The 15,114-nt window shown below is 35.0% G+C and carries 16 protein-coding genes; 3 read left to right on the top strand and 13 right to left on the bottom strand.

What is annotated here, in order from left to right; translation table 11 throughout:
- The 11 genes from HND50_15920 to HND50_15870 form a co-directional block, all read right to left on the bottom strand.
- Complete coding sequence (locus HND50_15920) at positions 1-420, bottom strand: hypothetical protein (protein ID NOG46729.1); 420 nt, start codon at positions 418-420, stop codon at positions 1-3.
- Positions 421-451: 31 nt separating this feature from the next.
- On the bottom strand, positions 452-646 hold the full coding sequence (locus HND50_15915) for a hypothetical protein (protein ID NOG46728.1): 195 nt from the start codon (positions 644-646) through the stop codon (positions 452-454).
- Complete coding sequence (gene speD / locus HND50_15910) at positions 646-996, bottom strand: adenosylmethionine decarboxylase (GenBank protein NOG46727.1); 351 nt, start codon at positions 994-996, stop codon at positions 646-648. Before speD ends, HND50_15915 begins: the two co-directional genes overlap by 1 nt.
- Positions 997-1,140: 144 nt before the next feature.
- Positions 1,141-1,830: a PspA/IM30 family protein gene (locus tag HND50_15905; protein ID NOG46726.1), complete on the bottom strand. Its 690-nt coding sequence runs from the start codon at positions 1,828-1,830 to the stop codon at positions 1,141-1,143.
- Between the two features lie 111 nt (positions 1,831-1,941).
- On the bottom strand, positions 1,942-2,352 hold the full coding sequence (locus HND50_15900; GenBank protein NOG46725.1) for a hypothetical protein: 411 nt from the start codon (positions 2,350-2,352) through the stop codon (positions 1,942-1,944).
- A 96-nt stretch (positions 2,353-2,448) separates the two neighbouring features.
- Positions 2,449-3,537 (bottom strand): hypothetical protein, encoded by a 1,089-nt coding sequence (locus HND50_15895; protein NOG46724.1) that lies wholly within the window; start codon positions 3,535-3,537, stop codon positions 2,449-2,451.
- 110 nt (positions 3,538-3,647) lie between these two features.
- The gene (locus HND50_15890; protein ID NOG46723.1) at positions 3,648-4,442 is read right to left on the bottom strand and encodes a hypothetical protein; all 795 of its coding nucleotides are present in this window, start codon (positions 4,440-4,442) and stop codon (positions 3,648-3,650) included.
- Positions 4,443-4,501: 59 nt separating this feature from the next.
- Positions 4,502-4,873 carry a GxxExxY protein gene (locus HND50_15885; protein NOG46722.1) on the bottom strand — a complete coding sequence of 124 codons (372 nt, stop codon included), beginning with the start codon at positions 4,871-4,873 and terminating at the stop codon, positions 4,502-4,504.
- 111 nt (positions 4,874-4,984) lie between these two features.
- Positions 4,985-5,890 (bottom strand): DUF350 domain-containing protein, encoded by a 906-nt coding sequence (locus tag HND50_15880; protein ID NOG46721.1) that lies wholly within the window; start codon positions 5,888-5,890, stop codon positions 4,985-4,987.
- Positions 5,891-5,953: 63 nt separating this feature from the next.
- Complete coding sequence (locus tag HND50_15875) at positions 5,954-6,799, bottom strand: hypothetical protein (GenBank protein ID NOG46720.1); 846 nt, start codon at positions 6,797-6,799, stop codon at positions 5,954-5,956.
- A gap of 68 nt (positions 6,800-6,867) precedes the next feature.
- Positions 6,868-8,553 carry a polyamine aminopropyltransferase gene (locus HND50_15870; GenBank protein ID NOG46719.1) on the bottom strand — a complete coding sequence of 562 codons (1,686 nt, stop codon included), beginning with the start codon at positions 8,551-8,553 and terminating at the stop codon, positions 6,868-6,870.
- A gap of 188 nt (positions 8,554-8,741) precedes the next feature.
- Between HND50_15870 and HND50_15865 the strand changes: the two genes are divergently transcribed.
- From HND50_15865 to HND50_15855, 3 genes are read left to right on the top strand one after another with little or no spacing between them, the layout of a single operon-like run.
- On the top strand, positions 8,742-12,650 hold the full coding sequence (locus HND50_15865; protein NOG46718.1) for a hypothetical protein: 3,909 nt from the start codon (positions 8,742-8,744) through the stop codon (positions 12,648-12,650).
- Between the two features lie 39 nt (positions 12,651-12,689).
- Positions 12,690-13,052: a response regulator gene (locus HND50_15860; protein ID NOG46717.1), complete on the top strand. Its 363-nt coding sequence runs from the start codon at positions 12,690-12,692 to the stop codon at positions 13,050-13,052.
- A 10-nt stretch (positions 13,053-13,062) separates the two neighbouring features.
- Positions 13,063-13,509, top strand: a complete 447-nt coding sequence (locus HND50_15855) for a chemotaxis protein CheX (GenBank protein NOG46716.1) — start codon at positions 13,063-13,065, stop codon at positions 13,507-13,509.
- A gap of 2 nt (positions 13,510-13,511) precedes the next feature.
- Here the strand turns inward: HND50_15855 and HND50_15850 are convergent, their stop codons facing one another.
- Positions 13,512-14,069 carry a rhomboid family intramembrane serine protease gene (locus HND50_15850; GenBank protein NOG46715.1) on the bottom strand — a complete coding sequence of 186 codons (558 nt, stop codon included), beginning with the start codon at positions 14,067-14,069 and terminating at the stop codon, positions 13,512-13,514.
- Entirely contained in the window at positions 14,062-14,895 is an 834-nt protein-coding gene (locus tag HND50_15845; GenBank protein ID NOG46714.1) for an NAD(P)-dependent oxidoreductase, read from the bottom strand. Before HND50_15845 ends, HND50_15850 begins: the two co-directional genes overlap by 8 nt.
- Positions 14,896-15,114: the final 219 nt, after the last annotated feature.

Genomic DNA, 15,114 nt, shown 5'->3' with positions numbered 1-15,114 from the left:
TCAAACTGCTTCACAAGAGCCACAGTTTTCGAAATTGTTATCAGTTCCCCAGAAAAAATATGGCGGCTCCCCAAAATATTCGTTGTATGCCTTTAGGGTGTTTTTGAATTGCTGTCGGTTTTCTTCATCTTTGCCACCGGGGTGATGATGAATAAATCGATCGAAATGCGTTTTGCAAATTTGATCATACATTTTTGTGCAAAGAATGAGTTCGTGCCAAACTAAATCTACTTTTTGAGAAGGTGTAAGTTTTTGATTTGTGTGTGAAATAAGAAATAAAAATTTTAGTACTTCGAGTAGGCCTTGACTGGCTATTTCAGAATCTGCATTCAGGGTATTTTCTATGCGCTGTCTAAGGATTGGTATTTCGGAATTGATTTCTTCTACAATTTTATTTAACTCAATCCCAGATTTACTCATATATTTTTCCACTTAATGGGAATAAGAACAATTATTCAGATTTATCTTTATTCTTTTGTGATCTCGATAATCCTATTGCTGCGCCTATGGCTACACCAACTCCAATACCAAGTGCAAGATTTCCCAATGCGACACCAATCCCGGCACCAATTGCTATTCCGATTCCCATTCCCCGGGCGAGATCTTTGTTCGAATTTTTCTTTTGCGGGTTTTGATTAGTTTCCATTAAACTTCACCTCTTTTTATTGTTTGAGCCTGGTGCTTCTTTGATTTGAATTTCTCAACCATCAAATCTTCCACAAGTTTATAGTCAATCGACTCATCGCATGTAAAAACATCAATAGCGGCATAATTATGTTCCGGCCAGCTGTGAATGGTGATATGGCTTTCTGCAATCACAACAACACCGCTAACACCGTGTGGTGAAAAATGATGAAATGATTTACTTACAAATGTGGCATTTATTTTATCAACAATGTCTAAAAGATTTTTTTCAATTGCAGGAATTGAATCCAGAATATTATCCGGACATTGATATAGCTCCAGCAGCATGTGCCGGCCTAAAGGTGAATTCATTTATTTTCTTTCAAGAAAAGATTAAAGAAGCAAGATTAAAGACGCAAAAAAGAAAAACTAAAAACACTGTACTTTAGAAGTTGATAAACTAAATCATTAACCTCGTTCTTTCTTTTATCTTTAATCTTTTTTCTTTCTTCTTAATTATTTCCCAGTTCCTAATTGTTTTTTCATTGCTTCAAGCTTAGCGGTAACTTCCGATGAAGTGCTGGATGTACCCAAAGCTGAAAATTCTTTTTCCAAAGAATCACCCGTTACCGATTCTGCCATTTCTTCAGCAGCATCAGCTTCAAAGCCTGCACGTTCGGCCTTTGCGGTCATACGCGCCATTAAATCATCTGCGCTCTTATCATTAGACATTTTAGCCTTGGCCTGGTAAATCTGTTTTTTAACTTCTGCTGTTTTCGATTGGGCAATAATAAAATCTTTATTGCGTTTAAACTCTGCCAGTTCATCTTCCATTTTTACAATTTCAACTTTCAATTGGTCAACGCTGGCCTTTTGTGTTTTCCAGGTCGCTTCTAAATTAGTTGTTTTAGATTCGTGTTCCTGGGAGCGGTTTAATGCTTTTATGGCCAATTCTTCATTGCCTGCTTTTAGGGCTTGCTGAGCTTTGCCTTCCCAGTTCGCTTTTTCATTTTGTTCCTTCAACAATAAAGCTTTTGTCTGGCGCTCTGTTGCAATCACAGACATGACAGATTTCTTCGCTTCACCAATTTGCTTGGCTTTGTCTTTGATGGCTTGTTCAAGCATCAATTCCGGTTTTTCCATTCCATCAACAATTTGATTGGCTTTTGCTTCGCCGATTTTAAACATTCTTTTGAAAATACTCATTTTTTACTCCTGCTTTTAATATTCTTTATTTAATGAAACGTCATGCCGAATTTATTTCGGCATCCTTTTCAAGGACTGGATCCTGAATTGAATTCAGGATGACGGGTTCTATTACTTCATAAAACCGGAAAGCAAACCTTCGGCTTTATCAACGGCCAGTTCCAAAGCATCAAAAACAGCTAAAAGTTCCTGATCATTCAAATCGCCTGTTTCGCGGCTTTCCACTAAAACCAATCTCGGATCTTCCGGATTGCTGTTATTGATTCCAAAGCTAACCGGTAAAACTTCTGTGTTCATATCTAAAAGCTGGAAATACATATCCTGGCTGGCAAAAGAGCTTACATTCCCAAGATCAACCTCAAAATACATATTAGCATTATTTATGCTTATATAAACAGGTAATTCTTCTTCTTTTTGAACTCGGATAATATTGTCACCAATTGACTCGACCTCATAGTCATTTAATTCAAGAAAAGGTACAAGATCGGCTTCTCTTCTTGAAGCGATTTTTACATTACTCATCTTTGTTTCTCCTTTTTTTTATTCTTCATTATATTTTAACAAAACTCAAAATTTGATTTTCTCATTACGTTATATTTTGCTGTCAGGTTTCAGCAATCAGGAAGAGAGAGCTTCTGTTTCAAAATGCTCAAAATCTGTCCGTGAATTTGCTAAAACAATCAATTTATCTCTTTCTTCTATGGAAAATGTTTTTTCAGGATTCATAATCGATTGACCGTTTCTGTTTAAGCCCACAACCTGAACAGGCTTATTAAAATCAATCGCTTTGCGTTGTAAATCCCCAAATATTCTACCGCTTAAATCTGTATCTAAAATATAAAACTGGCTGCCGGATGCATTGCTTAAAATCTCATGAAACACATCATGCAAGCCCGGATACATAAATTCCTGGGCAATTAAAACATCCATAATTCCATCGGCGCTGACAATAGCATCCACTTTAGAACGTTTCATCATTTTTAGATTATTCTGGCTGACCATTTCCACAACAACTTTTATCGGCCTTTTTTCTTCTCGTTCCATCATTTCTATTTGCGTTCCGATGGCAAAAGTTTTTGTATCAGAACCAGGGTCTTCTGTGTCTTCGGCCAAAATAAAAACTCCTGCACATTCTAAAATATTGGCCTTTATTAAGATATCTTCCCGGACAGGATCACCCTTAACAAAATTTATTTTTTGTTCGATTAGAGCCTCTGGCAATTCGTTTATTTTATCAGTAATCAGTACAAATTCGCTTTCATTATAGCGCCGGCTCCGTTTTAACTCGTTTTTTAAGCGAAGGATTTTTTGATCGCCCGGATAATTACATACAATTATATGATTGGTCATTTTTATCTCCAATAATCCTTTTCTCTTTCGTGATCCGCGTTCCAGCATATTCTCTGCAACAACACCAACAAGATATCCTATTATGCCAATTCCTAATAGCATACATGGGTATGAAATCAAAAAACGCCCGGTAAAAGTTTGCGCAAAATGATCTCCATATCCAACTGTGGTCATTGTTACCATGGCCCACCATAAGGAATCTAAAAACGTTAATTCCGGCTGGACATCCCGTTCAGCAAAATAGTATAATACACCAAAAACAAGGTTTAGGATTAATGCAAAACCAATAACACGAGTCACGTTTTGATTGGTTGTGTTGGCAAATATTTTTTTAAAAATTTTTATAAATATAGTCATATTAAAAATATAATTATTTGGATAAAATAAATCGTCATTCCGAACTTGTTTCGGAATCCCTAATTTGATGAAGCTGAATCAAGTTCAGGTTAACGATAACGCTCTGAATTTTAGTTTTTCCAGTTTTTACTTTTATACTTTGGATCCAGATAGTTTTTATAATGGTCCGAATCAAACTCAGGTGGCTCTACTTCGTCCACATAATAAACGGCGTCCACTACAGTACTTTTACCATTAATCTCTTCAACAGAACGTTCACCCAACAGATCCAGCATTATTTCTGTGCCCTGTGTGATAATATCCTCAACTACTGATTCAGCAGGAACTGTGCCCTGCTCATCTTCAAAACCAAGCTCCTGCCATTGGATTGATTCTTCACAAATAACAAGGATTTCATCCCAAACCGATCCGAGGAGTAAATCAAATTGCCAACCGGAGGCATCACGTCCAAAACGGTGTTCATTGATAAAATTCATAAATACAATTTCAACCGCATTCATACCTTTATACTCAGCAACGGCAACTCTTAAGTCATCCCAGCGTTCATCTTCGAGAAACTTGTGAAATTCCTCATCCGTTTCATAATCTTCCCAGCTTTCGAATGCAAATTCACCTTTTTCAAGATCGACCGCACAAAAGATATCAAACATGGTTAGATATTCACTATACCTGGCCATAAATTTCTTAAGATGATCGCGTCCCTTTTGGGTCGGGATATAATTCTCATCACTTTTTATTTCAATCAAACCATTGGCCATTAGCCATTCCAGAACTGTTTCCAGATCCTGATCATTTCCCTGTAAAAATATAGGCGGCGAATATGGCGTATTGATCATATATTCCAAAAGATAAATCCCGGCAAATTCTTTTTTTTGTTCATCCGAGATAGTATATTTTTTTGACATAATTATTCCTTTTACCACCATGTACACAAAGATTCCACAAAGTGCACAAAGTACATTCTTTAATTGATAACCCTTTTAATTCCATCTTTTAAAAGCGCGACGTTAAAATTTATTAGCAGACCTAATTTGAAATGTCCTAATTTTAAGTAAGTCAAAACTTGTGCTAAATGTACATTATTTAATTTTTCAACAGCTTTTAATTCAATTACTAATTTATTTTCTACTAATAAATCTAACCTGTATCCAACATCAAGATTCACTTCTTCAAAAGCAAGTGGCATGGGTTTTTCCTTCTCAACTTTTAACCCGGCTTTATCTAATTTATAAAATAAACTTTCCTTATAAGCAGATTCTAACAATCCAGGACCAAGCACTTTGTGAACTTCTATTGCCATTCCAATCGTTTTCTTTGCTATCTCGTTTTCAACCATATTTCTATCTCATTTATTAACACAATGAAACCTGAATTCAATACAAAATAATTGTTATTAAGTATTCTTTGTGGACTTTGTGGCTTCTCTGTGTCCTTTGTGGTAAGTCTCTTACCCTAAAAATGCAGGGACCATCAAAAGAGCTATTCCAACCGCAACTGTGCCTTCTACAAGAGCTGCACCCCAGTTATGGTCTTTGCTGATTTCCTCATCTAAAAGTGATCCAGGCAGCATCATTTTATCAACGATATAGCGGCTAACCATAAGAACAAAAAGCCCCATCACAAACCAAACTGCAAATCCCGGTAATGAGCTGTAAGAAATTATATAACCTGACAGTAGAATTGAAATTGCTACAAGGCTTAAGCCAAATGCAACACCGGCAGAAATATTATCTTTTTCAATCTCTTCATGGACATCATACCTGCTGATTAATTGATAAACCCAGCCAAAAATGATAAACCCAATCTGCCCCATAATAAAATAAATTAATGTAGTAAGAATATCTTCTGTCCAACCTGTTGACTCTCCGTAGATAGCAGCGCGAATTATTAACCCTGAACCAACATAGCTGCCAAACAATGCTGCACCAGTACCAACATTTTTATCTTTCACAAGCTCCTTCATATTATCAAACTTGCTTAGAAGAAGTTTATCATTTATTACGCGGGAAATATTAAGTAATAATATACCTATAATCCCCCAGATAATTGTTGCCAACAGATCCTTTAATAAATCAACCTGTGAATTAATGCCCCCTTCTATGGCAGTTCCTGAGTGGAATATGCTTAGCAGGATTATCATCACACCAAGAACATAGCCGGAAAATGAAACCGCAATAGCCTTATTATCTTCATTCGTCAATTGTTCATTCAGGCTAAAAGGTGTAAACAAATCATAGACCAACTTAGCTGCATACAAAACAATAAAAACTGTTATGAGATATGCGGCTCCTTCAAATTTCAATAACCAAAAAACCGGTTCTATACTTAATAATTCTTCAATATATGTACTCATTTTTTACTCCTGGATTCTTTATGCCGGATAAAACTTTCAAATCCTTCAATAGTCAATGTGTTATTATTTGCCCGATCTAAACCCGCCGCTACGGCTAGATGAACTGCGCCGTGAAGATGATGATGATCTTCCAAATCCTCCACTACGAGAGCGGCTGCTTGTTTTGTTTTTTGCCTGAAAACTTTTTTGAGAAGATGTCGGGTTTCTCAGAGGTGCTTTTACACTTTTAGCGGATTTACCGGCATTGGGTGATTTGGCAGTTGAACTTAGATTTGAAGAATTGCTGCTTCGGAAACTGCTTCCTGAAGTATTTGTTCTTGTCCTGTTTGAATAATCTGAACGGGACATTGTGTTATAAGAAGAATAATAGCCCGGATATCGGCCATATCCATAAGGTGATCCCCAAAAGCCGTGTGGCCGGAAAAGATAACCCATTATAAGCATATCAGTAAGACCAAAAGATGAATGATGATAGTGGTTTCGGCCATATATTTGTTCGTTACCCTGAATTTGCATTTGGGCCTGACTGTCTGAAGTTTTTTCAACTTCGATTGTTGCCAGTTCCTGAACTTCGCCTGCCGCTGGTTCTGTAGAGAGAGAGAAACCCTTAATTTTTTCAGTTCCATACTCCGTCACATTTATATAGTCCACTTTGCCATCAGCATTTAAATCAAGATTGTTAACACCTTGTGCAGGAGAATTTAGCAGCTGTTCCAAATCCTCAGCTGTTTCTGCTTTTTTTAGTAACCCACCTACAGCTTTTAAATCCAATCCCTCTGCAGCTGGTACCATTGTTTGAACATTGACATCATAATACTCGTCTTGTCGTTCGTTCGAATCACTGCAAAACGACCATATTACTATCACAAAAAAGAAGATCGCTAAATATTTAAAAATATTTTCATTCATTGAAATACCTCCCATGTTTTATAATTAATAATGATGCTAAATCGGTAATTGCTACCACGCTATCAGCATCACTCTTGCCATGATTCCAGATAATACCAATATGCCAAATTATTTGCCAGCGTATTTATATCTTTTTCATCAGAATTTAATTGATCCTTGCCAAAAACCAATGCCCCTTTTAATACTTCCGGTGTTAAATATTGTGTATCAACATCCAACATTTCAATACTACTAATTCTTTTTGTCAAAGTTGCAGTAGAATAGTATTCATCCCTACCACCAATCCACCAACCCCATTCTCCAAATGAAGGAACATTGTCTTTATATGGGATAACACTAAACCCGGATGCTGTTAATGTCCTTCCAATACTTAAAAATACTTCCTTTGCATGATATGGAGACGTTGATTGCTGAACAATTATTCCATTGGCTGCCAATTTTTTCTTTAAAGTCTGATAAAACTGTTCTGAATACAATTTTGCTAAATCGGGTGAATTGGGATCTGGAAAATCCATAATAATAATATCATAAATCCCCGATATTTGTTCAATAAATGCAACTGCATCTAAATTTATGATTTCGACCCGTGCAGTTTTATCATATTTTCTTCCGTGAAAACTATTCTGGCTAACAGTAATCACATCAATACTATCTGCTGCCGATAAAACATTGTTTTTTAGAATCGTCACGTTTGCAGATGCCAGGCTGTTGTTATTTATTGTATTAAAATAGTAATCTTCTTTTGCAAGCCTTGTCATTTCCGGATCAATATCACACAATACAACACTTTCAACATCCGGGTATTTTAATATTTCACGTAAGGCCAGCCCGTCACCACCTCCAAGCACAAGAATATTCTTCCTGATTGGAGCTATCTCAAATGCAGCGTGAACAAGGTTTTCATGATAAATAAATTCATCAACACTTTTAAACTGTAGATGTCCGTTTATATAACAAGATATATCTCCGGAACGTGATTCTGTTAAAACTATATGCTGATAACGCGTTGTTTTTGAAAGTACAATCTGATCACGATATAAATATTGCTCTGAAAATACACGCCAATCTGTTGCTTTTGAATATCCGAATATTATAGCCAGAAAGGAAATTATCGCAAAAAGTGAAAGTAATAGTTTTTTTACAACCATTTTTCTGAAAAAGTAAAGCGTAAACCCGGCAACAAGCAGGTTTAAAATTCCCAAAACAAAGGCTGATTGAACCTGTTCAAAAAATAAAGGCAGTAAAAATACCCATCCCAACGCACCTGCAAGTGATCCAATATAATCCATTTTTAATACCGCAGCCAAGTTCAGTTTTAACTGCTGGATAAATTGCTCATTTATACGGGTTATAAGAGGAATTTCAAAACCAATTATCAGTCCAATCAACACAATAAAAAAATACTGAACCAATACAAACTGCATTGGAAAGTGGCCATAAACATAAATGTAGAGTATTGGCCCGAAAGCACCGGCCAAGCCAATCAGGATTTCAAAGAATATAAAATAATCAACTATAAATTTATCAGAAAAATACTTTTGTAAGTCTGCTCCAATTCCCATAAAAAACATCATTACACCAATAATTACAGCCCACTGCCGTACCGAGTTGCCTAAAATATCAGAAGCAATTTTGCTAAGGGTGTATTCATAGGCCAAACCACAGGCGCCCATTAAAAACATTGCAATGTAAAGCACCCAGCTTTCTTTATTACGCAAATTAAAATAAACAAATGGAAATTGTGATTTAATCATTGCTACAATTCATATTATTGGACGGTTCAAAATTAGCACATACACAAAACTGTTGGTAAGTATTAATATTAAGTATTTAAGCTAAATGTAAGAAAATCCTACAATACACAACACATCTTAAGTTTACAGTTTTAATGGTCGAAGAAGTTAAAAGCTACCGCAACAACAACCAAAAAAATAGTATAATCATGAAAAAACTTCTCTTCCCTCTTTTGCTAAGTTTTTCCCTCAATTTTGCTAACAGTTTAAACTTAAAATTTGAGCATCTGACTACAAAAAATGGCTTAAGCCAAAATACAATCACAACCATCTTGCAAGACAAAACCGGTTTTTTGTGGATTGGTACTCAAAACGGTCTTAACCGCTATGACGGGTATTCATTTAAAATTTATAATGATCTAATGAATACAAGTGATAAATATAATTCATATAATATCACCTCAATCGCTCAAGACGCAAATCGAAATATTTGGATTGGAACTACCAGCAATGGCGTAAGTATTTATTACACGCAAAAAAGTAAATTTAAAGCACTTAAGATTGATGAAGAAGCAGCAAAATCGATAAGTTTTATACTTACAAATGATACTAAAAGTGTCTGGGTAGCAACCGAAGGAGCCGGGTTAAAGGAATATTCTTTAAATCTCGAACTGCTTAATACCTATAAATCAAAGAATAATGACAGCACAACTTTAAGTTCAAATCGTATTTCAACAATTTTCCAGGATTCAAGTGATAATTTGTGGATAGGAACCAAAGATGCTGGTTTGAATTTTTTTGATTTAAAAACAAAAAAAATCTCGAGGATAACACTTGAGAACAACAGCACCTCCATAACTTCAATAAATCAGGATCAAAATGGTGTTATATGGGTAGGAACCGCGCTTAAGGGAATAATTACAATTGATTCCAAGACGAAGAAGATAAATAACTCCGTATTCAAATCAGAAAGCAAAACCAAACTTTCCCAAAATTCAATAAACTATATCTATAAAGATAGTGAAAGAAACTTATGGATTGGTTCGGGAAATGGTTTGATTTTTTACAATCAAAATGAAAAGAAGTTTTCTAAGTACAATAACGATCCCAAAGATCCAACCAGCTTAAGCAGTGACCAGATACTAAATATTTTTGAAGATCGTTCAGGGATTGTATGGTTGGGAACCTCAAACAACGGATTAAACCGCTTTAATAAAACCCACTCTGTGTTTAATAATTATTATCGTAATCCAAATGAAAAGCACTCTTTAAATGCTGATGAAATATGGTCAATAAATGAAACTGATCCTGGTAAAATTTGGATTGGTACAAACAAAGGCATTAGCTTCTGGGATTTCAAAAAACATAAATTTAAACATTATGTAGCAAATGATTATAAAAATGCAATCAACCAAAATATTGTTCGTGCAATCCATAAATACAAAGATGGAAAACTGCTAATTGGGACTAATGGAGGTGGATTAAATATATTTGATCCCCAAACCGGCCTTTGCTCATTTCATACATTTGAAAAAGGTAAAAACAGTTTAAGTGACAATTTTGTACGAGATATTGAAAAAGCAGCCAATGGTACTTATTGGATTGCAACAATGGGTGGCCTAAACATTTTTTTTCCTGATAATGAAACTTTTAAGAGCTACACAAATATAGCCGGTGACAAAAATTCAATAGCAGATAACCGGATATTGAAAATCTTTATTGATAAATCCGATGTTTTATGGCTGGCCACATATAATGGTTTAAGTAAATTTGATCCTGTTAATGAGGTTTTCACAAATTTCAATTATGATGCACAAGACTCTGAAAGTATTAGCAACAATCTGGTTATCAGTATTTACGAATCAGAAAAAACCCCAGGCTATTTGTGGATCGGAACCCTTTTAGGTTTGAATAAATTCAACATCAAGACCGGCAAGTTTACTCGTTATCTTCAAGATGAACGACTTGCGAATAATGTCATTTATTCAATCACTGAAGACGATGAAAATTTTTTATGGCTTGGAACTAATAAGGGAATTTCCCGATTTGATCCGGATAACCATTCCTTCAAAAATTTTAGTACAAAAGATGGTATTCAAAATGTAGAGTTTAATGCCGGGAGCGTTTTTAAACTTAGTGATGGCCGCCTGTTTTTTGGTGGTGTAAAAGGAATTACAGGTTTTGTACCTTCAGCGATAAAACAAAATGAGAATATCCCCAATATTGTAATCACATCATTTAAGAAATATGAAAAAGTTTTCCCAATTGACAGCGTCCTCGCATTCAACGAAGTATTAGAATTAACCTATGAAGATAAATATATTTCTTTTGATTTTGCCGCTTTGGATTTTACAAATTCAAGTAAAAACCAATATAGGTTTATGTTGGAAGGTTTTGATACAGAATGGATTGATGCTGGAAACAGAAGATATGCCAGCTACACGAATATCGATGGTGGTGAATATACTTTTCGTGTAAAAGGTTCCAATAATGATGGAATTTGGAATTTAGAAGGTACTCAACTAAGAATAAATATAGAACCGCCTATCTGGGAAACACTTTGGTTTCAGGTTTCGTCCGGACTTGTGATAATTCTCTTATCTATTTCTTTTTACAAAAAACGTGTTTCGCGGATTAAAACTCAAAGGGAATTATTAAAAAAAGAGGTGAAAGAGAGAACAAAAGAGCTGATTGGAAAAAACCGGGATTTACAGCTTGCTCAAAAAGAAAAAGACAGTATTTTGCAAAATGTCCAAGAAGGATTCTTTTTACTCAATGATGAGCTAATTATTCAATCACAATATTCTTCCGCACTGCTTAAGATCCTTCATACGGATTCCCCTTCAGGAAAAAACTTTCTGAAGTTTATTTCTTACTATTTATCAGAAAAACAGGTGAACCTTACAAGGGAATATCTAGATTTAATTTTTGATCCGGGCCTTGAAGAAGAATTAATCACCGAATTAAACCCAATACAGAAACTGGAATTTCATTTTCAAACTAAGGATCATAAATCTTCGAAGTTTCTCACATTTCGTTTTAAAAGAATTTTACATAACAGTCTGATTAAAGGCTTGATTGTTACAGTTTTTGATGAAACTGAAGAACATAAATTGTCTCAAAAATTAGCAGATACCGAAGCGAAATCTAAGAAGCAGATTGAATGGTTAATGGGCATTCTTCACCTCGATCCTAAACTGCTTAATGAGTTTATTAAATCCACAAATGATGAACTGGATTCAATTGAAAAATTGTTTCAAAATGAAACTAAAGATGAAGACTATCAAAACATCCTTGAAAAGATGGCTCGTTCATTGCATCTACTAAAAGGAAATGCCAATTTGTTGGATTTAAACTTTTTTGGACAACAGGTTCATGATTTAGAAAGCAATGTTTTACAGGTATCTTCAAAAGGAAAATCAATTAAAGGACCGGATTTCCTTCCTCTTATAATGGAGCTTTCAGCGCTTAAAAATAACCTGAATGAGTTAAACAGTTTAATTGACAGATTAGCAAATTTCAGTACTCAAAGCCCTGAAAAACATATGATGGAAAACCGTTCGCTAACTCAGTCTATAGAAAACCTAATTAAACGTCTTTCAAAAGAACTCGGGAAAAATATTAAATTTAATTACGAAAACTTTAAGGGAGAGTTGATCCCCCCTCAATACAGACTTTTATTAAAAAATGTACTTATTCAACTGGTAAGGAACAGTATAGCCCATGGAATTGAAGAACCTCAGGAAAGAGAAGATCAATCGAAACCGGCTGCTGGTTTAATCTCGCTGGAAAATAAAATAAATCATGACAGTTTCGAAATAACATTTAGAGATGATGGACGGGGCCTACAAATTGAAAAGTTAAAAGAGAGTGCTTTAGATTCTAATATTTGGACCGAAAATGAAATACACTCGTGGAATAAAAAGCAAATTGCAAACGTTATTTTTGCACCTGGTATTTCTTCTTCTGCTGAGTCAGATTTAATTTCGGGACGCGGCATAGGAATGGATCTTATTAATGAAGAACTTAAAAAACATAATGGTAAAATTGATGTGACTTTTTCAGAGTCGCAATACTGTGAGTTTAAAATCACATTGCCACTAGTATATACAAATTAAAAATAATGTCTTATTAGAGGGGGAAATTTGTCTGGCCGAATTAAGATTCTAATTGTAGATGACTCTTCGATCATCCGCAAAATTATAAAGAGAAGCATAGTTGAAGATAAATTTGAGCTCGTTGGTATTGCTGGTAATGGGTTAAAAGCTTTAGAACTATTTAAAGAGCATTTACCGTCTATTGTTACACTCGATATCACAATGCCCGAAATGGATGGATTAACTGTTTTAGAAGAAATGCTTAAAATAAAAGCTGATGTAAAGGTTATAGTTATAAGCGCACTTACTGACAAAGCAACTGGAATTAAAGCAATAAAAAATGGTGCTAAATCCTTTATCCCTAAGCCGTTCTCAACAGAAGATGTACAAAATAAAATAATTAAATTAGCCGAAACTGTATAAGTGAAAAAGAATGAAAAAAGAAGAATTGACCCATTTTATTGAAACAACATTACAATTTTTTAAGGAAGTGTCCGGAAAGAGTGCAGAATGTGGAATTCCTTTTCTTAAAAAAGAAGAACCCATTGTTCTTGAGTATACAGGAATAATTGGAATATCGGGAGAACGAAAAGGAAGTATTTATTTTACAACAGAGAAAATACAACTCTCTTCTCTGGCAAAAATAATGTTAGGAATTGACGATGTTACATCGGAAGATTTGAAAGACCTTGCTGGTGAAATAGCAAACACTATTTCTGGAAATTTACGTCAAATTTTTGGAGACGAATTCTTAATTTCGATTCCTGTGATTGTTGAGGGCCAAGCCCGTGATATAAGACTGCCTGAAGATATTGAGTCTTATGTAATTCCAATAAATTGGCAGAATTCAAAATCATACCTCGTTGTTTGCCTCGAGTAAAATCAGGCGTTGCTACCAGGTTTTGTCAACCTGGCTCCAAAAACACCTGCTATTAAACCAAAAAGATGCCCCTCCCACGATACCTGGTTATCCATCGGGACAATACCATAAATTAATCCACCATACATGAAAATCGTCACACCGGCAATTACTATTGAGCTAATTGTTTTCTTATAAAAAGCCAGAGAAAGCAGAAAACCAAAATACCCAAAAATGAGTAAGCTGGCTCCAACATGGTAAGAAGATCGCCCAAATAGCCAGAGTAATAATCCTCCAATCAAAACAATTTGTACTGTTATTTTAATGAAGGCTGCCTTACCTTCCAGCGCAACAAAAGAGCCAAGTACAATAAAGGGGATTGTATTTAATATGGTATGTTGCAAACTTCCATGAATAAAAGGATGTAAAATAATTCCGGGTAAACTATCAAAATCCCTTGGCAAGATTCCCCATACATAAAACTGGTGACCTAAAATTAAATTTACGATCTCAATTAGCCAGATAGCTAAAGCCGCAAAAAGAACAATCTTAACCGCCTGAAAGAATGATTCCTTATTCATCTAAAAACAAATCCGGATAAAGTTTGCCTTTAAATTCAGGATTATTAAGATATTTATCAAAATCCTGAACACCCTTTTCTCTCAAAATATCCTCATCAATAAATAAATTACCTGTCAAAGACATGTCATTTGTTGAGATTATCTCAAAAGCAGCATCTGCCATAATATCTGTTGTACGACAAACATTTAGCATATTTTTATCCCCAACAGCAAACTCAATAGCCGCTGTGGCAATAATTGTTTTGGGCCAAAGGCTGTTTACGGCAATTTTATCTTCTTTTAATTCTTCAGCCATACCAATTGTCAGCATGGACATACTATATTTACTTGCTGTGTACGGACTATAATCTTTTAACCATTTCGGATTAAGGTTTATAGGAGGTGACAAAGTTAAAATATGACCCTGGTCTGAATTTTTTAAATATGGCAGCACCGCTTGTGAACACAAAAAGACAGCCCTGTCATTCACATAATGCATCCGGTCATATAGTTTTAAACTTGTTTTCTCTACAGATGTTAAGCTGATTGCACCTGCATTATTAACCAACATATCAACACCGCCAAATGTTTCCACCGCTGACTCAACCATATTGTTTACCTGATCGGGATGTCGCACGTCTACCTGAACCGCAATAGCTTGTCCGCCGGATTTTTTAACATCAGCAACTGTTTCCTCAAGCGACCCCGGTAATTTTGGATGAGCCGTTAATGATTTAGAAGCTGCAACTATATTGGCTCCATTTTTCGCAAATTTAATTGCCATTGCTTTGCCAATTCCCCGGCTAGCGCCTGTTATAATAATTGTCTTGTTTTTAAGTCCTGCCATATTGCTGTCCCCGTTTTAAAATTTTAGTATTAAAAATAACAGATTTTATAATTAAATAAAGAAAAAAATTGATATCAGAATTTTATATTAATATATTACTTGTGAATTAATGCACAAACATAATAATCATTGAAACATGAGGTTTATTTGATAATAACATTGTGTCCAAATACAGGACCCTGACTATGTTTTTATTATATGATGAAACCAAAGATTATT

The sequence above is a fragment of the Calditrichota bacterium genome (assembly GCA_013112635.1).
Lineage (GTDB): Bacteria > Calditrichota > Calditrichia > Calditrichales > J004 > JABFGF01.
Note: the sequence above shows the minus strand (reverse complement) of the source record. Positions and strands in the feature narration are given on the sequence as shown.

Excerpts from the sequence above, each read along its gene's own strand:
- HND50_15920 (NOG46729.1), bottom strand. The coding sequence starts at position 420 with ATGAGTAAATCTGGGATTGAGTTAAATAAAATTGTAGAAGAAATCAAT.
- HND50_15915 (NOG46728.1), bottom strand. The coding sequence starts at position 646 with ATGGAAACTAATCAAAACCCGCAAAAGAAAAATTCGAACAAAGATCTC.
- speD (NOG46727.1), bottom strand. The coding sequence starts at position 996 with ATGAATTCACCTTTAGGCCGGCACATGCTGCTGGAGCTATATCAATGT.
- HND50_15905 (NOG46726.1), bottom strand. The coding sequence starts at position 1,830 with ATGAGTATTTTCAAAAGAATGTTTAAAATCGGCGAAGCAAAAGCCAAT.
- HND50_15900 (NOG46725.1), bottom strand. The coding sequence starts at position 2,352 with ATGAGTAATGTAAAAATCGCTTCAAGAAGAGAAGCCGATCTTGTACCT.
- HND50_15895 (NOG46724.1), bottom strand. The coding sequence starts at position 3,537 with ATGACTATATTTATAAAAATTTTTAAAAAAATATTTGCCAACACAACC.
- HND50_15890 (NOG46723.1), bottom strand. The coding sequence starts at position 4,442 with ATGTCAAAAAAATATACTATCTCGGATGAACAAAAAAAAGAATTTGCC.
- HND50_15885 (NOG46722.1), bottom strand. The coding sequence starts at position 4,873 with ATGGTTGAAAACGAGATAGCAAAGAAAACGATTGGAATGGCAATAGAA.
- HND50_15880 (NOG46721.1), bottom strand. The coding sequence starts at position 5,890 with ATGAGTACATATATTGAAGAATTATTAAGTATAGAACCGGTTTTTTGG.
- HND50_15875 (NOG46720.1), bottom strand. The coding sequence starts at position 6,799 with ATGAATGAAAATATTTTTAAATATTTAGCGATCTTCTTTTTTGTGATA.
- HND50_15870 (NOG46719.1), bottom strand. The coding sequence starts at position 8,553 with ATGATTAAATCACAATTTCCATTTGTTTATTTTAATTTGCGTAATAAA.
- HND50_15865 (NOG46718.1), top strand. The coding sequence starts at position 8,742 with ATGAAAAAACTTCTCTTCCCTCTTTTGCTAAGTTTTTCCCTCAATTTT.
- HND50_15855 (NOG46716.1), top strand. The coding sequence starts at position 13,063 with ATGAAAAAAGAAGAATTGACCCATTTTATTGAAACAACATTACAATTT.
- HND50_15850 (NOG46715.1), bottom strand. The coding sequence starts at position 14,069 with ATGAATAAGGAATCATTCTTTCAGGCGGTTAAGATTGTTCTTTTTGCG.
- HND50_15845 (NOG46714.1), bottom strand. The coding sequence starts at position 14,895 with ATGGCAGGACTTAAAAACAAGACAATTATTATAACAGGCGCTAGCCGG.